The sequence below is a fragment of the Salegentibacter sediminis genome (assembly GCF_002078605.1).
Lineage (GTDB): Bacteria > Bacteroidota > Bacteroidia > Flavobacteriales > Flavobacteriaceae > Salegentibacter > Salegentibacter sediminis.
Window position 1 is genome coordinate 81,007 of record NZ_MSJR01000009.1, and the last position, 20,951, is coordinate 101,957.

Annotated in this window: 18 protein-coding genes; 11 read left to right on the plus strand and 7 right to left on the minus strand. The window is 42.3% G+C overall.

Translation table 11 applies throughout. The features are described from left to right. Positions 1-109: 109 nt before the first annotated feature. On the minus strand, positions 110-2,773 hold the full coding sequence (locus tag BUW93_RS12820) for a cation-translocating P-type ATPase (RefSeq protein ID WP_081212130.1): 2,664 nt from the start codon (positions 2,771-2,773) through the stop codon (positions 110-112). Between the two features lie 394 nt (positions 2,774-3,167). Here BUW93_RS12820 and BUW93_RS12825 point away from each other — a divergent pair, with 394 nt between their 5' ends. Next, positions 3,168-4,493 (plus strand): OmpP1/FadL family transporter, encoded by a 1,326-nt coding sequence (locus BUW93_RS12825; protein WP_081212131.1) that lies wholly within the window; start codon positions 3,168-3,170, stop codon positions 4,491-4,493. Positions 4,494-4,572: 79 nt separating this feature from the next. On the opposite strand, the gene BUW93_RS12830 is transcribed toward BUW93_RS12825, so the two are convergent. Next, positions 4,573-5,814: an APC family permease gene (locus tag BUW93_RS12830; protein ID WP_081212132.1), complete on the minus strand. Its 1,242-nt coding sequence runs from the start codon at positions 5,812-5,814 to the stop codon at positions 4,573-4,575. 229 nt (positions 5,815-6,043) lie between these two features. Between BUW93_RS12830 and BUW93_RS12835 the strand changes: the two genes are divergently transcribed. Continuing rightward, the gene (locus tag BUW93_RS12835; RefSeq protein ID WP_081212133.1) at positions 6,044-6,280 is read left to right on the plus strand and encodes a hypothetical protein; all 237 of its coding nucleotides are present in this window, start codon (positions 6,044-6,046) and stop codon (positions 6,278-6,280) included. Between the two features lie 65 nt (positions 6,281-6,345). Here the strand turns inward: BUW93_RS12835 and BUW93_RS12840 are convergent, their stop codons facing one another. From BUW93_RS12840 to BUW93_RS12855, 4 genes are all read right to left on the minus strand, one after another. Then, on the minus strand, positions 6,346-6,804 hold the full coding sequence (locus BUW93_RS12840; RefSeq protein ID WP_157893327.1) for a hypothetical protein: 459 nt from the start codon (positions 6,802-6,804) through the stop codon (positions 6,346-6,348). 178 nt (positions 6,805-6,982) lie between these two features. Next, positions 6,983-8,452, minus strand: coding sequence for a serine hydrolase (locus BUW93_RS12845; protein WP_081212135.1), 1,470 nt, complete (start codon positions 8,450-8,452; stop codon positions 6,983-6,985). A 144-nt stretch (positions 8,453-8,596) separates the two neighbouring features. Continuing rightward, positions 8,597-11,155: an ABC transporter permease gene (locus tag BUW93_RS12850; protein WP_232778362.1), complete on the minus strand. Its 2,559-nt coding sequence runs from the start codon at positions 11,153-11,155 to the stop codon at positions 8,597-8,599. Then, a complete protein-coding gene (locus BUW93_RS12855) occupies positions 11,152-11,838 on the minus strand; it encodes an ABC transporter ATP-binding protein (protein WP_081212136.1) in 687 nt (228 codons plus the stop codon). The genes BUW93_RS12850 and BUW93_RS12855 overlap by 4 nt, the downstream gene beginning before the upstream one ends. A gap of 69 nt (positions 11,839-11,907) precedes the next feature. On the opposite strand from BUW93_RS12855, the gene BUW93_RS12860 reads away from it, so the two are divergent. Continuing rightward, positions 11,908-12,597, plus strand: a complete 690-nt coding sequence (locus BUW93_RS12860) for an arylesterase (RefSeq protein ID WP_081212137.1) — start codon at positions 11,908-11,910, stop codon at positions 12,595-12,597. A 12-nt stretch (positions 12,598-12,609) separates the two neighbouring features. On the opposite strand, the gene BUW93_RS12865 is transcribed toward BUW93_RS12860, so the two are convergent. Continuing rightward, positions 12,610-13,227 carry an SOS response-associated peptidase gene (locus BUW93_RS12865; protein WP_081212138.1) on the minus strand — a complete coding sequence of 206 codons (618 nt, stop codon included), beginning with the start codon at positions 13,225-13,227 and terminating at the stop codon, positions 12,610-12,612. Positions 13,228-13,355: 128 nt separating this feature from the next. Here BUW93_RS12865 and BUW93_RS12870 point away from each other — a divergent pair, with 128 nt between their 5' ends. The 8 genes from BUW93_RS12870 to BUW93_RS12910 all read left to right on the plus strand — a co-directional run bounded on the left by BUW93_RS12870 (position 13,356) and on the right by BUW93_RS12910 (position 20,827). After that, complete coding sequence (locus BUW93_RS12870; protein ID WP_081212139.1) at positions 13,356-14,420, plus strand: transporter substrate-binding domain-containing protein; 1,065 nt, start codon at positions 13,356-13,358, stop codon at positions 14,418-14,420. Between the two features lie 305 nt (positions 14,421-14,725). After that, positions 14,726-15,931 (plus strand): porin, encoded by a 1,206-nt coding sequence (locus BUW93_RS12880; protein ID WP_081212141.1) that lies wholly within the window; start codon positions 14,726-14,728, stop codon positions 15,929-15,931. Between the two features lie 13 nt (positions 15,932-15,944). After that, positions 15,945-16,880: a PstS family phosphate ABC transporter substrate-binding protein gene (locus BUW93_RS12885; RefSeq protein ID WP_081212142.1), complete on the plus strand. Its 936-nt coding sequence runs from the start codon at positions 15,945-15,947 to the stop codon at positions 16,878-16,880. 64 nt (positions 16,881-16,944) lie between these two features. Continuing rightward, positions 16,945-17,823: a phosphate ABC transporter permease subunit PstC gene (gene pstC / locus BUW93_RS12890; RefSeq protein WP_081212143.1), complete on the plus strand. Its 879-nt coding sequence runs from the start codon at positions 16,945-16,947 to the stop codon at positions 17,821-17,823. After that, positions 17,816-18,670 (plus strand): phosphate ABC transporter permease PstA, encoded by an 855-nt coding sequence (gene pstA / locus BUW93_RS12895; protein ID WP_081212144.1) that lies wholly within the window; start codon positions 17,816-17,818, stop codon positions 18,668-18,670. The genes pstC and pstA overlap by 8 nt, the downstream gene beginning before the upstream one ends. Then, complete coding sequence (pstB, locus tag BUW93_RS12900) at positions 18,671-19,471, plus strand: phosphate ABC transporter ATP-binding protein PstB (RefSeq protein ID WP_081212145.1); 801 nt, start codon at positions 18,671-18,673, stop codon at positions 19,469-19,471. It abuts the gene before it with no gap. A gap of 11 nt (positions 19,472-19,482) precedes the next feature. Continuing rightward, positions 19,483-20,166 (plus strand): phosphate signaling complex protein PhoU, encoded by a 684-nt coding sequence (gene phoU, locus BUW93_RS12905; protein ID WP_081212146.1) that lies wholly within the window; start codon positions 19,483-19,485, stop codon positions 20,164-20,166. Positions 20,167-20,350: 184 nt separating this feature from the next. Then, the gene (locus BUW93_RS12910) at positions 20,351-20,827 is read left to right on the plus strand and encodes a DinB family protein (protein WP_081212147.1); all 477 of its coding nucleotides are present in this window, start codon (positions 20,351-20,353) and stop codon (positions 20,825-20,827) included. Positions 20,828-20,951 lie beyond the last annotated feature (124 nt).

Genomic DNA, 20,951 nt, shown 5'->3' on the forward strand with positions numbered 1-20,951 from the left:
TACCTTTTAAAAGGGGATTTATCCCCCCTCTTAAAGGGGGAGTGGGTTAGAAAGCAGATTCGTTAGCCTATGATAATCAGTGTTTTGTTAGAGTGAAAACCTGATTATTTTAGTTAGATTTATTTTTACGTTTCCTGTAGAAGAGTTTAAATATTTCCATAGCCACAAGAATGAGAGTTGCGGTGAAGAATAATTTAATCCATTCTGCTCCGGAAACCGGATCCAGGGAAAGAAGATCCTGCATAAAAGGAAGGTGTAAGGCCAGGATATGAATACCCTGCGCAGTGAGAATTCCTAAAATGAGAATATAATTATTGCTCAAAGGAATTCTGAATGCCGATCGGGTTTCTGAACGTGCATTGAGCGCGTGGAAGTTTTGAAGTAATACCATTAATAGCAAAATGAGATTGCGGGCGGTGCTTTCCTCATAATTTAAATTATTGATTAAATGGTACCAGAGGCCAAAGGCGAGTATGCTGATAACCGAGGCAGATACCAAAGTTTGTTTAATCATTAGGGGATCAAAGATGCTTTCATGTGGTTGCCGGGGTTTTTGGGTCATTACCTTTTTCTCTCCGGCTTCAAAGGCAAGGGCTACGTCCTGGATTCCGTTGGTGACCAGGTTTAACCAGAGCAGTTGCACCGGAAGGAAGGGCAGGGGCAGTCCTGCGATAAGGGCCATCCCTATGCTTAATAGTTCGGCTGCGCCAGTAGAGATCAGTAAATAGATAATCTTTCTAAGGTTGGCATAAGTAAACCGACCTTCTTCAATTCCGGCAGCAATAGAGGCAAAATTGTTATCGCTTAGGATAATGGAGGCCGTATCTTTGGCCACATCGGTTCCATAGCCCATAGCTACCCCGATATTTGCCGTTTTTAGAGCCGGTGCATCATTGACCCCGTCTCCGGTTACTGCGATGAAATGTCCTGATTCACGTAAAGCTTTTACGATTAATTGTTTTTGGTGCGGAGAAACGCGAGAATATACACGCTTTGTTTTTAAGGTTTCCTGAAAACCTTCTTCTCCTCCGGCTAGAATATCTTCCAGTTCGTTTCCACTTATCAGTTCTTCCGGGCCCCTGGCGATTCCTAAGTCTTTTGCGATGGCCAGGGCTGTTGCAGGGTGATCTCCCGTTATCATAGCCACCTGAACTCCGGCCCGGTAACAATCCTCCACTGCCGGTTTTGCCTGTGGCCGTAAGGGATCAATAAGGGCGATGAACCCCAGGAATTCCATTTCCGGTAATTGGTCAACCGGTTTGACCTCGTCTACATTTCCACCCCCTACTGCTATAATCCGGTAGCCATCCCGGGCATAGCGCACTGTTTCTTCCAGGAGTTGACCGTATTTATTCTCGTTTATTCTGGGGCGTAACTTTTCTATCGCCCCTTTGTAGGCAATTTTCAATTGTTGATCTTCCTTATAATATACCGCCGCATATTGCCTTTCTGATTCGAAAGGTATTTCACTAATCTTTTCTATATTTTGGAGCAGCTCTTTTGGAGAGGAGTTTCCTTTGTATGAAATACTTAGCAAGGCCACATCTATAGGATCTCCGGAATAACTCCAGTCGGTGTTGCTTTTAAATAACTCCCCCTCGTTGCAAATTGTTGTACTGCTTATGATTCGTCTGAGATCTTCTGAGTGATCAAAATTGACTTCAGAATCATTTTTACTTCTGATTTTACCTTCTCCGTTATATCCCTCTCCGCTTAGACTAAAAACCTGATTGTGGGGAAGGACAATTGCCCGGGCTGTTTGCTGGTCTACGGTTAGTGTACCCGTTTTATCAGTAGCGATAAAGGTGCAGCTTCCAAGACCTTCTACGGCGGTTAATTTCCTGATTATAACATTTCTTTTTGCCATTCGGGAAGCTCCTATAGAAAGGGCAACGGTCATCGCGATAGGCAGGCCTTCCGGAATAGCCGAAACAGCCACGGCAACCGCGAAGAAGAATATCTCCTTCAATGGAATTCCACTGTGATATCCGGTTATTCCCAGTAAAATAACCGCGATAAGCACAATAATACTAATGCGTTTGGTGAAAGTTTCCATCCTTTTTACCAGGGGAGCTTTCCCTGTAGTTAACTCTTTAAGAGAGGAGGCGATCTTTCCGATTTCTGTATCCTTTCCTGTGGCGATTACCAAACCTGTACCTCTTCCCGTGCTAATAGTTGTGCCCGCAAATAACATATTGAGCTGCTCGGCTACAGGAATATTCTGCTTCTCCAAGGGCTCGCTTGTTTTATCTATGGCCATGGACTCCCCGGTAAGAATGGCTTCCTCGGCGGTAAGATTGTTTTCCCTAATTATTCTGATATCTGCCGGAACTTTATTTCCCGACTCCAGAATTACCATATCGCCGGGAACCAGGTCTTCCCCGTCAATCACAAAACTTCTTCCATCTCGTTTTACCCGCACTCTTAGCTTTATCATCTGTTCCAGGGCTGAAGCTTTTGCCTCGGCTTTCCATTCCTGAAAGGCACCTATAATAGCATTTATAAGAAGGACGATGATTATAAAACCGGCATCTGAATATTCTTTAAGTACTACAGAAACTATTGCCGCCACCAATAACACGTAGATTAACGGACTTAAAAACTGGTTGAGAATGATCTTGAATAAGGTGAGTTTTTTAGCAGAGGGCAGGGTGTTCCGGCCGTATTTTTCCATCCTTTTAGGAATTTCTTCCGAAGAAAGCCCTGCCGGGGTAACATCAAGCTTTTTAAGGCTCTCTTCTGCGCTCATATAGTGCCAGGAAAATTCTTCCATCTTAATAAGATTATATCTTAATTAATATCCCATAAAGCGATAAGGTTCCTCATCACAAAATGTGGGTTGAGAAGTAGGTTAAGAGGGGAAGGAAATACTGAATAAGCTTAAAAATAGCCAATTCTAATATACGAAATTGGCAGAATTAAAAATTTAATTTGTGAGAGTATATACGAAAAAAAAAGTTATCTGGCAGCCTCCTTTGATACCTATAGAATAAAAAATTAATATTCAAATTAAAAGCTTCTGTATTTCAATAAAACCTGATGATAATCATAATTCTATAGCTTCTTTATGAGTACTTTTAGTTACCCGAACATTGTTTGTTTACTGAGGATTTCAGGCTTTTCGGGCATTTTTTATAATCCTCTTTTTTCAACTAATTTTTTCAACTATGATAAAAAAATTTCTTAATCTAAGCTTTTTATTGTTTTCGGCTTTTGCCTTTTCCCAGGCCGGACACATTATGCAGGGAATGGGTGCCGTAAACATGTCTATGGGAGGAGCCGCAACCGGGCAGCCTCTTGATATTTCGGGGGCCTTGCACTGGAACCCTGCGGCAATTTCCACATTTGATGAAAAGATTATAAAGTTTGACCTGGGCTTATTCTATTCGTCTCCTGAATTGTACTCTACCGTACCTGAGTTTAGCGATGAAGGTCAACCAACCGGAAATTTCTATAGTGGGTATACCGAAGATGACCGTGGAGCCTCTCCGATGCCTGCTTTGGCTATGGTATGGGGTAAAGAAGACAGCAAACATACTTTTGGTGCCTTTCTCTTCGGGATTAGTGGCTTTGGGGTAGATTTCCCTGAAAATATGAGCAACCCGATTAGTATGCCTCAAAATATGGGTGGCTTCGGTCATATCGAATCAGATTATATGTTGCTGCAAGCAGGTTTTGCCTATGCATATGAACTTTCTGACAATTTTTCAATCGGTATAAACCCTACTATTAACTATTCAGCGCTGGAACTCTTACCAAATCCAACAGCTAATCCAAGTATGACGGCTGGTTATCCTGGAACCGATAAGGCTTCGGCTATAGGCTTTGGCGGGCAGATAGGTGTTTTTTATGATTCACAAATGGGCTTTAAAGCGGGAGCTTCTTATAAAACCAATCAATACTTCAGCGATTTCGAATTTGAGAATACCTATCTGGATAATTCTACTTCTACCAATGAGTTTAGGATGGATTACCCTGCTATTCTTTCTCTTGGTGTTGGTTATTCTGCAGGGGATTTCGATTTGGCTCTGGATTACCGTATGGTGGATTATGAAAACACCGATGGTTTTTCTGAAACCGGATGGACTCAAAATGCTTCAGTTAGAGGTTTTGGCTGGGAAAACATGGATGTGATCTCTGCAGGAATTCAGTATAAAGGAATCAACAAACTACCATTGCGGGTGGGTTATACTTATAGTTCAAACCCTATCCCCGAAGAAATTGCATTTTTTAATATTCCGGCTACGGCAATTATTAAAAATGCCTATCAGTTTGGTTTAAGTTATGAGATTAATCAAAACTTTAATCTCGATGCGGTTTATCACCACGGTGCCAGCGATGGTCGTACTGCAGGACCACTGCTTAATCCAATGTTTGCACAAAATTATCCTCCCAATGGAGCTATTCCGGGAAGTGAAGTGGCTTATGAGATGACCACCGACCTGGTGATGTTTGGGATAAGTTATAAATTCAATGCTAAAGCTCAGCAGTAGATTGCGGGTGCTTCAGAGAATTTAAATTTTGCTTTGCCAAAAGGCTCAGACAGAGATTTATCTGCCTGAGCCTTTCTTTTTACATTTTGCCCTGGACCAGATTATAAATGTTAAACCCAAGAAGAATGAGCAGACTTACCAAAGCCAGGATGGTGGGAATAGGAATATTTTTAATGTTAAAAGGAATAAAGAAATAAGGTTTTTCTTCCTGGCTGTCCCTATTTTTTCTGCGGAAATTGATCAGTGCGATATTCACCATCCCGAATACTATGAAGATAAAGATATTACTGATACTGGCCACCGTTTTTAGATTTCCTATCAATCCAAAGGCCATGGTAACCAAAGCTACGGCGAAAATGGCGTAGTTGGGGGCATTGCCTATTCCCGAAATGGTGGTAAATTTCTTAAGCCAGGTAATATCACTATCCCGGGCTACATCATAAAGCAGACGGGAAGTCCCAAGGATATTGCTTAATATGGTTTTACTGGTCGCAAATAAGGCTACAAATACAAGAATAGTAGCACCAATACTTCCGAGTTGGGTTTCAATAACCGCTGCCAATGGCCCGCTGGATTGTGAGAGTTCCTGCCAATCTAAAACGCTAACTGCGCTTATCGCGATCAATACATACAGCACCAGGACGCTAAGCCCACTTATCATTACCGCAAGAGGCATATTTTTCTTTGGAGATTTGGTTTCTTCAGCCATTTTTACAAGGTCCTCAAAGCCAACATAGCTAAAAAAGATTAAGGCTCCCCCAGCTACTACTCCAATCCAACCCTGCCCGGTGGTTTCCAGGAGGTCTACCTGACCAAATTCTGGAAATGAAACTCCAATGACCAGGGCTAAGCCCAGAAGAGTTACTATAGTTGCAAAGCTATTGTAATAAGAACTGATTTTGGAGCCAATAATATTGAAAAAGGCCATGAGTAAAATAATCCCAATTACTGAAACACTCGCGGGGAGATCGAGTAATCTTCCCAGGTATTCCGCAAAACTTATCGCTATGGCACCGGCCGCGACCACTCCCGTAAAACTCATGAAAATAGACATAAACAGTGCTGTTTTATGTCCCAGGCCTTGCTTAATGTATTCAAAACTCCCTCCGGCATCGGGAAATCTGCTAACAAATTCGGCATAGCTTAAACCTGTGAGTAGGGCTACCAAAGCTGCGATCACAAAACTTAACCATAACATATTTCCCCCGAGCCCGGCTGCCTGTCCAATGATTGCGTAAATACCGGCTCCCACGACGCCACCAACACCAAACATCAAGACATCCCAAAGCCCCAGTGATCTTTCTAATTTTTTTTCACTCATTGCTCTAATTTGCTTTCAAATCTTTTTAAAAATTGGCTATGAAACAATAAAGTCTACTAGTTTAACAAATTTTAAATCCTTGGCAACAGCTTCTTAATCAAGAAAGGAGGTAAGATCTTTGTTCCCGCTAATCTGGTGATCAGGAATTTACTTGCTGAAAAAATTATTTGTTGTTTCCCCGTCTATCCTCTGAAGGGAAAACCTCTTAATCTTAAATTCTTGTGAGATTTTGATTGGATTTGGCCATTTGATTAAGATAGCTTTAACTCTATGTAGCGGAGAGAGGAATAACCTGATCCAGAAATTGAAAATTGGAGTTTACAATGGCCTCAATTTCCAGTATAAGCCTTTTGTAGCGAGTCACCTTACCCAAACCCGGCCTTACCTGGTATTATTTATTTTAGCTGTAATATTGGCCATTCTGTTATTAGGAATAGGTGCTTATCTTTTTGGACTCCTGGATTAGTATTTCAGTTCCATAAAAAAGGGAGTAATATTCTCCCTTTTATACATAAAAAACTCCAGGATCTCTTAGTTGCTTTCCATATCCTGCATTCTTTCTTTTACCCTGGCTTGAAGTGCGCTGTCTCTTTCCATCATTAGTACCATGTGTTGCGCCATTCGCTGCCGTTTTTGTTCACTTAGTTTCATGGTGGTATCCTGTTCCATCATGGTCATCATATTCATTCGTATAGAATCCATCATTTCGGGATTGTTTTTCATCATATTCTGCATCTGTTGGCGCCCATACATGTTGCGCATCATGGGCCGGTTTTTGCGCATCATATCCATGGAACCACGATTTTCGCGCATTTCTGCCATAAACTCATTGAAGAGTTCTTCATCACTTAAAATCTGTTGATAAACATCTTCCCGCTGTTCTTCATTTTCAGCCAGGTTAACACTGCGGTCGTTATCGCAGGAGGTAAATAAAGCCATCATTAATAGCATGCTCAATGCTGTGCTTAGTCTTACTTTTAAATTTCTCATAATACTCATTTTTGGTTGATTAATTTTTCATTGTTTCGATTAAACGAGCATACAAAAATGCTCTTCCAACTTCTATTAAAATAGCTTAAACAATTGATAACAATGAAGGTACAAAGTATTACTGAACTAACGAATAGCCTTAGGTTTTTGTTAACTTTCCCAGTTGCCCGGGCAGAACTTATTCCTGCTCCAGTTTTTTTAGAATGTTAATGCCATTGATGTTCTGCGGATCGATTTCAACAGATTTTTTATAGTTTTCTATGGCAAGTTCTTTTTGTCCTGCTTCTAAATAGGCCTCTCCCAGACTGTCATATACATTTCCAGATTCCGGGAATTCCTCCACATTTATTTTGAATACAGTTATTGCTTCCTCTGTTTTTCCAGCCTGGAGTAACCTGTAGCCAATCATATTCATTTCATCTTCCTTTACGCCATAGGTTTGGTCTGCCTTTAAAGTTTTAAATTTTTTCATTCCTTCCGAAACTCCACTGTTCATAAAAACAGGAAGTATTTCCATTGCTATCGAGCGTTTCGGCATTTCATAATCGGTATCGTAAAGGATGTTAGTGATAGATCTGGCCATTTCGCCCAGGTTGGTACCGCCGGTATTATTTAAAAGAACTATGAGATGTTGGTCTTCTGGAATTCGCATTAACAGCGTATTAAAACCGTTAATACCTCCCCCGTGTGCTATTGTAAGAATGCTGTCTTTTGTTTTTCCGATGGGCATTTTCCTGATAGCCCAGCCATACCCATAATACGAGTCTCCATCTTTTATTTGTGCTGAAAACATTTGCTCCTTCAGTTTTTCGTTTAACAGCTCTTCTTCATAAAGCGCCCGGTCCCATAAGTAAAGGTCTTCCACAGTTGAATAAAGGGACCCTGCAGCATAGGGTATAGACATATCTAGGTAGGGAGCATTCCGGTACCCATTACCTACACGTTCATATCCGGCTGCCCGGTTTTTAATTATATGAGCATGGTGATCGTAACCGGAGTTTTTCATTTCCAGGGGCTCGAAAATATTTTCTTTAAGCATTTCCTCATAAGTTTTTCCGGAAACCTTTTCAATGATATGGCCTAACAGAAAATACCCGGAATTGTTATAAACGAATTTTTCTCCGGGCGTGAATTGTAAGGTTGAATCGGCAAAAGTTTTCACAAACTCCCCGGGAGTGTATGGGTCGCGACTCTGATTTTCAAAGAAACCCGGAAAGGAGTTGTAACTGGGGATACCAGAACTATGGGTTAGCAAATGATGAATTGTCACTTTATCTGCTGCTGGTCCGGTATACTCCGGAAGATATTCGGAAATTGGTTTATCCAGTTCCAGCTTGCCGTTTTCTACCAATTGCAGGACTAGCATTGCAGTGAACTGTTTAGTGATAGAACCAAGCCTGTGTTTGGTGTCCGGTTCATTGGGAATATTAAATTCCATATTAGCCAGGCCCAAGCCATCCTTATAGATTACATTTCCGTTTTCAGCTACCAGCACCGAGCCGTTGAATTGTTGGTACTCAGAATATTTTTCCATGAGCTCCTCAATCATTTCAGGCTTACTCTGGGCTGCAGAAATGAGCGTAAATAAAAAAAGAACCCCTGGTAATAAGAGGTCTTTTAAATAACTGAATTTAGAGATTTTATTCATTGGAATAAGGTTTTGGATGGAAGTCACTAAGATAGATTTAAACAATTGTGCATCAATATTCTATTTAAATATAGAATAAAAATTCAATTCTTTAAATTTTACTTTCCGCTGCATCTTATACTAACCTATAATAATATACCGCACTCATCTTCCTTCCTTGCGCAAAACCTCCAGTGGTGGTTTGCTAATCACCCCAGTACTGTTAGCTAATCCAATGGAAACAACCAACAAGACAATACCCGGGAAAAGTATGAGAAAAGGCACCCAGGAGGGAATAAAGCTGGATTCGAAAACCAGCCACGCCAGTAATTGACTGCTGATGAGCGACAGTAAAATCCCCGAAAGGCTGCCTATAGCACCTAAATAGATGTATTCCAGAGCCGCGATCTTCAGGATTTGCTTGCTTTTAGCACCAAGGGTTCTTAACAGCACGTTCTCCCTGATGCGTTGATACTTGCTCGTTCTCACCGCCCCAATCATCACAATTATTCCTGTGAGTATGCTGAAAAACGCCATAAAATTAATGATCCAGGAGATTTTGTTCAGCAAAGCTTCAATTACGCTTAATACCTGCCTGAGGTCTATAATAGAGACATTCGGGAATTTCTGAACCAGTTCCTGCTGCAGGGTTGCCGAGGAACTTTCATCTGCTACTTTTGTCGTGATCACCCTGAATTGTGGAGCCTCCTCCAAAACTCCTTCGGGAAATACGATGGAAAAATTTGGTTGCATTCTGCTCCAGTCTACAGTCCTTATACTTCCCACCTCAGTATTGAGCACTACTCCCTGAACATTGAAAGTTAATTTGTCCCCCAGGCCTACCTTAGCATCTTCAGCAAAATTATTGCTAACACTAATTGCTATATCGCCTTCATTATCTGATGTGGATTTCCACTCTCCCTGTTCAATAATTTCTGAAGAAATAAGGGAGTCGCGGTAAGTGACCCTGAACTCGTGGTTCAATACCCACCGGTTTACCACTGAAGTAGTGTCCTGTCTTATTTCGTTAACCGTCTTTCCTTTTATGCTTTGTACCCGCATGGTGACGATGGGGATATTGTCAAGTAATGGTGCATTGTTGCCTGTTATTGTACTTACAACCGACTCCTGTTGTTCTGATTGCACATCCAGCAGGATCATATTTGGGCTATCGGCTTCGGTGTCCAGGGAAGCCTGGGCCAGCAAGAGGTCTTTGCTGAAATAAAGGGTGCTAATGAGAAAGCTTCCCACCCCAATAGCCAAAATAAGAATCAAGGTTTGGTTTTGCGGCCTGAAAAGATTTAGCAAACTCTGCCTTGCCGGGAATCCCCAGGAAAGAGGAAAATATCTTCTAATGGCTTTCATAAATATAGCTGCCACTCCCGCTAGGATAGAGAAGCTTACCAGAATCCCGCCTACAAAGGCAAGGGAATACCGCCAGTCCCCGAGCAGCCAGAAAGAAAAGAGAAATATGAATATTAAAATCCCCAGGGAAACCAACAGTATCGCTTTGCGTGATCTCGAAGTTTTTTCCTCCTGGACGCGAAGCGCCTGCAGTGGGGAGATATATAGTGTTCCCATTAAAGGATAAAGCGCAAACAATACCGACATGAAGATTCCCAACAAAACTCCCATCAACATGGCCTGTGGCACTATGCTCACCTGAACATCAACCGGTAGTAAATCCTGTAAAAACAAAGGGAATAACTGTTGTAAAAATAAGCCCAGTGCGGAACCTGCAATTCCGCCTAATAATCCCATAATTGTCACCTGGATTAAAAAGATAAGGAAGCTTTGTTTTCTGGTGGCTCCCAGGCATTTCAGCACGGCTACAGCCCGGAGTTTTTCTTTGATATAGATATTTATCGCACTGGCAATACCCACACATCCCAGTAAAAGAGCGATGAAAGCAACCAGGTTGAGGAACTTTCCAAAATTATCATAGCGCCTGCCCAGCCTCTCGCTTGTGGAGGTATGGGTGTCCAGATCGGCATCCTCCAGGTCCAACACTGGCCCCAGCTCTTTATCCATTTTCTCCAGGTCGGTTCCCGGCTTAGCTTTAAAATAAAACTCATAATCTATCCGGCTTCCGGTTTGCACCAGTCCTGATTCTTCTATAAACCGAAAAGGTATAACCACAGGTGGTGCTACAGAGCTAAAGATTGCGGCACTGCCCGGCACCGAGTGTAGGGCACCTGCCACTGGCAATCGCAGCTTGCCTATTTTTATTATATCCCCGGTCTCTATTCCCAGCTGAAGCATCAGGGTGGCATCCATCAGGGCTGCTCCTTTTTCCTGGTATTCTTTGGCTGCCGAAGCCGGACTGGTCTCCAAAGCCCCGTAAAAAGGGAAGTCTCCCTCAATACCTCTAACCTGCATTAACCTGGTAGCCTCATTTTTTTCAAAAGCTACCATTGAAGGAAATTTGATCTCTCTTCCATCGGCTCCGCCTAGAGAATCCATTATTTCTGTCACCCGCTCATTCGGCGGGTTGTTACTGTCTATCTTGAAATCGGCGCCCATGAGGGCCTTGGATTGTAACTGAATATTATCCTTAAGGTTTTCTCCAAAAGACTGGATGCTTACCACCGCCGCTATTCCCAGTACAATGGAGGCCATAAAGAGGATGAGCTTGCGCCCACTAGCTTTCCCATCCCGCCAGGCCATCTTTAGAAGCCAGCCGAAGTTTGCTTTACTGAAAGTATTATTCTGGACTATCTTCATGATGCCGAAGTCTCTTTTGAGATTATCCTTCCGCCTTTTAGTCTTAGTATTCGCTGGGTTTTTTGTGCGAGTTCCAGATCGTGGGTGACAATAACCAGGGTAGTGCCGGCTTCTTTGTTCAGCTCAAAAAGAAGTTTCACAACCTTTTCTCCGGTTTCAGCATCCAGGTTTCCGGTAGGCTCATCGGCAAACAAAATCGAGGGTTTGGTAGAAAAGGCCCGTGCCAGGGCAACTCGTTGTTGCTCTCCGCCGGAGAGTTGCGAAGGATAATGATCCATTCGGTCTTTCAATCCAACTTTTTCCAGCAATTCTTTTCCGGTTTTTATAGCATCTTTCGCCCCCTGTAATTCCAGAGGTACGGCTACATTTTCCAGTGCAGTGAGCGTTGGCAGCAACTGAAAATCCTGGAATACAAAACCAACTCTTCGATTTCGCAACACGGCCCGTTCATCTTCATTTAAAGTACCAAGATCGGTGCCGCATAATTCTATTCTGCCGGAATCGGCCTGGTCCAGCCCGGCGCACAAGCCGAGCAAGGTGGTCTTTCCGCTCCCTGAAGGCCCAACAATGGCAAAGCTTTCCCGTTCTTCAATATCAAAGCTGATGTCCTGTAAAACCTTTAATCTCTTTGATCCGCTGGAATAGCTTTTCTCCAGCTGGTGTACGTTTAATATCTTTGCCATCTTAGGTCCTATAATTTTTATACTGATTTGACAAAATAAAGAAATGATTTCGATTATAATCCTGCTGCTATGAGAAACATCCCTATCCTGACGATTTTTTTATCCTTTTTACTCCTTGCTGCCTGTGGGGAATCTGCGAAAAAAAAAGAGAAAAAAACTGATGAAGAAATTATTGAAACCGATCTTCCACAGGAAAATGAGGAAGAAAAAACCATTCTTTTCTTCGGAACCAGTCTCACGGCAGGTCTGGGCCTGGAACCGGCGCAGGCATATCCGGCCGTGATTCAACGAAAACTGGATTCTTTGCAACTGGATTATGATGTGGTGAATGCAGGTTTAAGTGGAGAGACAACAGCTAGCGGAAAAAACAGGCTCAATTGGGTACTTAACCAAAAGGTGGATGTCTTTGTCCTGGAACTGGGCGCAAACGACGGGCTCCGGGGAGTGCCCCTGGAAGAAACACGAAAAAATCTTCGGGAGATCATAGAGGAAGTTCGAAAGAAGAATCCCGACACCCGAATCATCCTGGCAGGAATGCAGATTCCGCCAAATATGGGAGCGGAGTATACCACCGAATTCAGGAATATTTTTCCCGAATTGGCCAAAGAATACGATCTGGAACTAATTCCCTTTCTCCTGGAAGATGTTGCCGGGATCCCAGGCTTGAACCAACAGGACGGAATTCACCCAACTGCCGAAGGACAAAAAATTATTGCTGAAAATGTCTGGGAAGTTCTGGAACCTAAATTGCCTGAGTAGCCCCCGTTATTTTTAAAGAGGACTCGCATTAAGCTTCACCTCATAGGGAAAAGCGAATTGGGAAACCTCTTTGCCCGAGAGCCAGAGCTGTTGGTCTTTTTTCTTTAAAACCACGGGCATACGTTGTTTATGATTGTGAATTTCACTCATTAGTTCATTGGCTTTGGTGGTGACGATAGAGTAGGAGTTAACCAATTTATTGGTCTTAGGATTGGTCCAGCTGGAATAGATCCCTGCAAAGGCAAAAATATCCTGCTCTTGTGGGGTGATGAGAAATTTCTGTTTTTCCTTCCCTTTGGCATCTTTCCATTGCCATTCGTAATACCCGTTGGCGATCACCAGGCACCTGTTTTCTATCGAATTTCTAAAAGCGGGTTTTTCACTCAGGCTTTCGATGCGGGCATTCAGGGTCATTTTCCTTATCTTTTCATCTTTAGCCCAGAAGGGGATCAATCCCCAATTGAACATTTCGATCTCCCGCGGGTTCTCATCGATTACCACCGGGGTTTTTATAAAACTAAATGCATTGATCTCTTCCCTGGGTTCATAAGCCTCAGCCTCGATAAATCTCGCGTCGAAAGCCCGCTCTATATCACTCAGTTTTGCATTCAATTTAGTACGGTAACACATAAAATTGCATTTATTTAATTCTAAGTTACGATTAATCCTGAATCGATGCACTACCAGCTCGATAAACCTGATTAAATCTGATTGGGAAGATATTTTTCTTTATTTTGTCAAAAATCCGACTTCCTGTTATGATCAAATATCTGAAACTCCTTCTTCTCATTGGTTTATTTTTTACCGCAGAATCTTATGCTCAGGACACGCTGGCTTCCCCAACTAAAAAATTAAAAATCGGGATTACAGAAACTCCTCCCTTCGTAGTAAAAGATAATGGGACATATTCCGGACTAAGTATTTCCTCCTGGAACCTGGTCAACGAAGAGCTTGATGCCGATTATGAATTCCGGGCTTACCCTTCTTTGATAGAATTGCTGGATGCCGTGGAAAAAGGAGAGGTAGATTTCAGTATCAATCCCATTACAGTAACCGATCAGCGAATGCAGCGAATGGATTTTTCACAGCCTTATTTTATTTCTTTTACCGGGGTTGCCAAAAAGAGTGAAACCATGATCTGGACGTACCTGGCTAATATTTTTAGCTGGAATTTCATAAAAGGTATCCTGATCCTCCTGGGAGTGATCCTTCTTTTTGGATTCCTGGTTTGGATCTTTGAACATAGAAGGAACAAAGAAGAGTTTGGCCCCGGAGCTCGTGGTATCCTTCAGGGCTTCTGGTGGAGTGCAGTTACTATGACCACCGTGGGTTATGGGGATAAAGCTCCCCGGACTTTCGGCGGAAGATTTATCGGACTTATCTGGATGTTTATGGCTATAGTGATGATATCTGGACTTACCGCGGGAATCGCTTCCTCGCTTACCGTGCAGACTATTTCTGATGAGATCAATTCTGTTGAGGATTTGAAACGTTTCGATGTACTTACCGTAACCGGCTCCAGTGCCCAGGAATTGTTGGATCAATATGCTGTTAAAAGTGAAGAGGTTGCAGATGAAAGACAGGGTATTCAGGATATTTTAGACGAAAAATCAAAACTTTTTGTTTACGACCAGCCAATTCTTAAATATGAGATAGACCGAAGAGATCTCGGAGGTGAGTTGGAAGTCTTGCAGCAAACGCTTAAGAGAGATTATTACGGGTACAGTTTCCCAAAGGGCTCTCCCTTGCTTAAAAAAATAGATCCAATTCTGGTGGGTACCTTGAAAACCCTGGAATGGAACAATCTCCTTGAAGATTATTAAATAGTTTTTTATCAGAAAAAAGAGTCCCGAAGATCCGGGCCCGGGATCCGGTACAAGTAAAATTAAAATTTAGATAACTTTCCCTTTACACACTATTGCTGTATTTCAAGCATATTTGTGGCTCTGATATGCATTCAGGGTTTCATACCATCTTTGTTTTTGTCGATTGAGATGTATGCAGGTTGCCCCGGCCAGGCAACCTTTTTTTAATTTTAATAGTTCTTTTTTTACTGAACCATAATTTGCACTTAACTTAGGCTTAACATTAAGGTTGGTTATTTGCAGTGACAAAAACAAAGAAAATTATGGAATTCAGAAAAGGGCTAACGACCTTAACTTTTATTTTTTTGGCATCATTTAATATGCATTCACAGGACCTTTCAGAAAATACCTTCGGGAAAGGCCTTATTAATATTGTGGCAAAAGATAGCTCCTATAGTATGAGTTTTGCTGCAAGATTTCAGTCGCTGTATACTTCCGAGTGGGAATTTCCTCATTATGAAGATTTCGAAACCGGGGAATCTAATTTACTGATTAGGCGCTCCCGTTTAAAATTTGGGGGATTTGCCTTAACTCCAAAATTAGAATATAAGATAGAGATAGGCCTTTCAAACAGGGATATCTCAGGGGGCTCAAAATACACCGGAAATACTCCCCGATACATTCTTGATGCGGTTCTTAAGTGGAACTTCTATGAGAATTTCGAACTTTGGGCTGGTCAAACCAAGCTTCCGGGGAACCGCGAGAGGGTGATTTCTTCTGCGAACCTGGAAACGGTAGACCGTTCCCTGGTGAATAGCCGTTTTAATGTAGACAGGGAAATGGGAGTGCAATTGCACCATTTTATTGACCTGGGCAACGATTTCATCATTAAAGAGGCATTGGCTCTTTCCCAGGGGGAAGGTAGGAATGTAACCACTGGAAATGAAGGTGGGTTTCAGTATACCGGTAGGTTGGAGGCCCTGCCCTTTGGAAATTTCGACGACTACAAGGGAGCCGACCTTAAAAGAGAACCCGAACCCAAACTGGGAGTAGGGATGTCTTACGATTATAATAATAATGCGGTTAGGACCCGATCCAACTCTGGAGCTTATATGGAAACCGATGCCGGGCTTTTTGAAACCGATATCAAAACTTTTTTCCTGGATGCGATGTTTAAATACCGCGGCTGGTCAGTTATGGCCGAGTATGCCAAACGTACAGCCGATGAAGCTGTAGCGGTGAATTCTGATGGCACCCCAACAGGAGATATCGTAAATGTAGGGGAAGGTTTTAACCTGCAAACCGGATATGTTTTTAAGAACAACTTTCAGCTTACCGGAAGATATACCAGCCTTGATAAAGCCGGAGGGATAAGCGGTCTTGGAATTCAGGATCAATACACCCTGGGACTTTCGAAATATATCGTTGGCCATAAGCTAAAAGTTCAGACAGACCTTAGCCTCAATAATTATGAGGATGATATAGACAATAGTTTAATGTTTAGATTTCAAATTGACTTTCACTTTTAATAACTAAGAAACAATGAAAAAAATTCTATTAACAAGCGCCATGGCATTCCTGATGTTTGCCTGCGGAAACAATAAGAAAGATGACAGTGCTGGAATTTCTATAGACGGTTCCAGTACGGTGTATCCCATAACTGAAGCTATAGCTGAAGAATATAGAAATGAAGATCCAAAAGTTAATGTAACCATTGGGGTTTCAGGTACCGGAGGAGGTTTTCAAAAATTCGGACGTGGCGATGTAGATATTGCCAATGCTTCCCGATCTATTAAAACTGATGAAAAAGCCATAGCAGAAGAGAACAATATTGATTTTATTGAACTCGAGGTAGCTTATGACGGGCTTGCCGTAATCGCCCACCCTGAGAATGACTGGTTAGACTGTATCACCGTTGAAGAACTTAAAACGATCTGGGAACCTGCAGCTCAGGGAAAAATAAAGCGTTGGAACCAGATTAGACCTGAATGGCCCGATGAAGAGATCCATCTATATGGTCCCGGAGTTGCTTCTGGTACTTTCGATTATTTTACCGAAGCTATCAACGGAAAAAGTGGTAGCAGTCGTGGAGACTATACCGCCAGTGAAGACGATAACGTACTTGTACAGGGAGTTTCAGGCGATAAATATGGACTTGGCTTTTTTGGCCTGGCTTACTACGGAGAAAACAGCGACAAGCTTAAATTAGTTGGTGTAGATGGAGGAGAAGGCTGTATAAAACCTACTTCCGAAACAGTGAGCAATGGAACTTACGCACCGCTATCAAGACCTTTATTTGTATACGTGAATAGTTCTTCAGTTCAGAATAATCCTAAGGTGATAGACTTTATGGAATTCTATCTAAATGAAGTTCCTTCTTTATTGAAAGATGTTGGTTATGTTCCTTTAACCGAGGAGGAATATAAAACAGAAAGAAAGAAGTTTAGTGATTTTGTGGAGCAAAACAAGGTAGAATAATATAATCTTTAAGGAAGATCCTGGATCCTACACGGGTTCGGGATCTTCCTAATAATATTTTCATATGCGGAAAATTAAAGAGGTCTTTATCGAAAAGAGCCTGCTAACCAGCGCGCTAATCACCATTCTGGTTACCCTGGGGATTATCCTGGTTCTTTCGGTGGAAGCGGTGAATTTCTTTAAGGAAGTCCCAATAATCGATTTCCTTACCGATACGCAATGGACCCCATTGTTTACCGATAAGCATTTTGGGATTATGCCCCTGCTTTCCGGTACTTTGCTTACCTCCTTTATCGCTATTGCTTTTGCAGTACCGGTAGGTCTTAGCATAAGTATTTACATAAGTGAATACGCTCCAAGAAGCTTCAGGAAGTCAATAAAACCGGCACTGGAATTACTGGCAGCGGTTCCAACTGTTGTTTATGGTTTTTTCGCCTTAACAGTAGTCACCCCTTTCTTGCAAAGCTTTATCCCGGGCCTTTCCGGATTTAATTCTCTTTCAGCTGGTTTGGTGATGGGAATAATGATTATTCCTTTTGTCTCTTCCCTGAGTGAGGATGCTTTGCACGCTGTACCAAATTCGCTGCGGGAAGCGGCCTACGGGATGGGCTCTACAAAACTTCAAAATTCTTTTAGGGTTTTGGTTCCTGCAGCCTCCTCTGGTATTATTGTATCGATAATCCTGGCAATTTCCAGGGCTATCGGAGAAACGATGATCGTAGCTATAGCCGCCGGCCAGCAACCCCGTTTAACGATGGACCCAACCGTACCGGTAGAGACCATTACTGCCTACATAGTTCAGGTGAGCCTCGGAGATGTGGAACACGGTAGCCTGGAATACAGAACCATCTTTGCGGCAGGGATTACCCTGTTCATTTTCACCTTCCTGCTGAATACTTTTAGCTATAAGATCAGGAAAAAATTCAGGGAAAAATATGAATAATATAAAAGCCAATAGACTCAAAGACCAGATCTTTAAGTACTGGGGAATTGCCTGTACGCTTTTAGGATTGGTTTTACTGGCCATCTTTATAGGATCTATTCTTATTGATGGCTTGCAAAGAATAGACTGGGACTTTATCACCAGCCTGCCTTCCCGTAAGGCCGAGAGAGCAGGGATCTATACGGCCCTTATGGGAAGTGTATGGGTACTGGTTTTAACAACCCTAATCGCTTTGCCATTAGGAATAGCTGCGGCGATCTATCTCGAAGAATATGCTAAAAAAGGCCGGCTTTCCTCCCTGCTTGAAGTAAATATTTCTAACCTCGCAGGAGTGCCCTCGATTATTTACGGTTTGCTCGGGCTTGAGATTTTTGTGCGTGTAGCCGAAATGGGCTCCAGTGTGCTGGCCGGAAGTTTTACTCTGGCTTTGCTTATCCTGCCCATTGTGATTGTCTCTACCAGAGAGGCGATTAAAGCAGTGCCCCAGTCGGTGAGAGATGCTTCTTTCGCCCTGGGAGCTTCAAAATGGCAAACTGTGGCCCGGCAATTGTTACCGGCCTCCTTTGGAGGGATACTCACCGGGGTTATTCTGGCGCTTTCCAGAGCAGTTGGGGAGACTGCCCCACTGATCGTGATCGGGGCCCTAACCTATGTGCCTTTTGCCCCGGAATCTCCTATGGATGAATTTTCGGTTTTGCCTATTCAGATCTTTAACTGGATCTCGAGACCGCAAGAAGGCTTTGAAGTAAATGCCGCCGCAGCAATTATAATTTTATTATTAATAACTTTCCTGATGAATGGAATAGCTGTTTTCTTCAGAAATAAATGGCAGAAAAAATTAGGATAAATGACGCAACAAGTGAACGAAAATATTGTAGATAAATCTATTAAACGAGTGCATAAACTGGAGGCCAGGGGAGTAAAAGTCTTTTATGATAACTTTGAGGCTATTAAGGGCATAGATATGCAGATTAAAGCCAATAAGGTTACCGCTTTTATAGGTCCTTCCGGTTGTGGGAAATCTACTTTTCTCAGACTTTTCGACAGGATGAATGATTATGTAGACGGTTTCAGGATGGAAGGTGAGATCCTGATAGACGGTGAGAACATCTATAAAAAGAAGGTGAATGTAGAACAACTTCGGAAACAGGTGGGCATGGTTTTTCAGAAACCTAATCCCTTCCCGAAATCCATTTATGAGAATGTGGCCTATGGCCTGAAGATACAGGGAATAAAAGATAAAAAATTCCTTAAGGAAAAAGTAGAGGAGTCCCTGAAACAGGTAGCCCTTTGGGACGAGGTAAAAGACGATCTTAACAAATCGGCGATGGCTCTTTCCGGAGGACAACAGCAACGACTTTGTATTGCGCGTACCCTTGCGGTAGAACCTTCTATTATTTTAATGGATGAGCCAACTTCTGCCCTCGACCCGCTTTCCACGGCCAAGATCGAAGAACTCATCTACGAGCTAAAACAGAAATACACTATTGTGATTGTAACACACAATATGCAACAGGCAGGTAGGATTAGCGATTATACCGCATTTTTTTATCTTGGGGAATTGATTGAGTACGATAAATCGAAAAAACTCTTTACCAATCCCGAAAAACAGCAAACAGAGAATTATATTACCGGTAGGTTCGGATAAAAATAAGTATTATGATAAGTTTAGATCAACATAAGGAAGCTTTAAATCAAGCCGGGCTTGAGATGCTTCATCTTTGTCACAAACAACTGGTGAACGCCCGGGATGCTTTTTTTGCTCACGACAGCGAATTAGCCGAAGAGGTGGTTCATACCGAAAACAGGGTGAATGCCCTAGACTTGAGAATAGACCGGGATTGTGAACGTTTCATCGCTCTTCATAATCCAGTTGCCAGCGATTTGAGATTCGCCCTGGCCCTGCGAAAAATCAATTTTGACCTGGAAAGAGTAGGAGACCACGCCTATGGGATCTCTAAATATATCGTAGAACTCGATACCCCAATTGATAAGAAGCTTCTGGAAATGATGCGGGTGGAGGAGATGTTTAGTGCCGCTCTTTCTATGCTGGAAGACATTACCGACTCTTATGAAGAGGTAGACACCAAAATGGCGCGCAAGGTCTTTAAAAAAGACAAGACCCTGAACGAGATTAATATGGCTTCCTTCAATATTATTTCTGAAGAGATTAAGAAGGATCCGGAGCTTATCAACCAGTTTCTCCTGCTGTTTTCTGTGATCAAAAAACTGGAACGCATAGGAGACCTCATTACTAATATTGCCGAAGAGATTATCTTTTACAGCGAAGCCGAGGTAATGAAACATCGTAAGAAGAAAAAAGTAAGACGTAGTAAAGATTAAAACTGAAATTTTCAGGATTTTTTTACATCAAAAACCGGCAGGCCTTCCTGTCGGTTTTTTATTTCCAGGGAATATGGTACCCTGAAGCTTAAAAATACCTTTCGGTTTCCCTTTCTGATAAATATCATTTCAGGCTCTTTTAAATATTCTTACTTTAGGAAGATCCAACCCATACAGAGAAATTATGGAGTGTAATACTTATGCAAACCAACTGGCCGAATTCTCCTGGGAGATCAGGGATAAAAGCCTTGAGGTCCTGGAAAGACTTCCTGAAGGCTTTATGAACTGGCGCCTGAATAATAATACGATGAGCTTTTTCCATATCGCAAAACATCTGGTGAAGGTAGATGAGCTCTTTTTAAAGATGCTGCAGGCTGGAGAAAAAACCTTTAAATGGCAACTCGGTTCAGAAGAGCCTCATTACGAGGTGGAAAAAGCCGAATTCGATGAGGTGAAGGAACGCCTGAAAAGCCTTCAAAAAGAACGTCACGCAACCATCCAGGCGATGGATGAAAACACCTTGAATGAGAAAGTAACCGGAGAACTTGGGGAGCAGACTAATATCTGGTGGTTCATTATGCAGAAACTGCTTGAACACGAGATTTACCACCGCGGGCAATTATCGGCCTATCTTAAGATCCTGCAAGGGGAGCAGGAATAAGGTTAATGAATATACTCCAAACCAGCTTCGTAGCTATAAGAAAATAAGTGGGCGGTAAAAAAATCGCCCCTAAAAAAAACTTATCTTTCTATACAATCCTCTTTTCTGTATTTGAACCTTAATT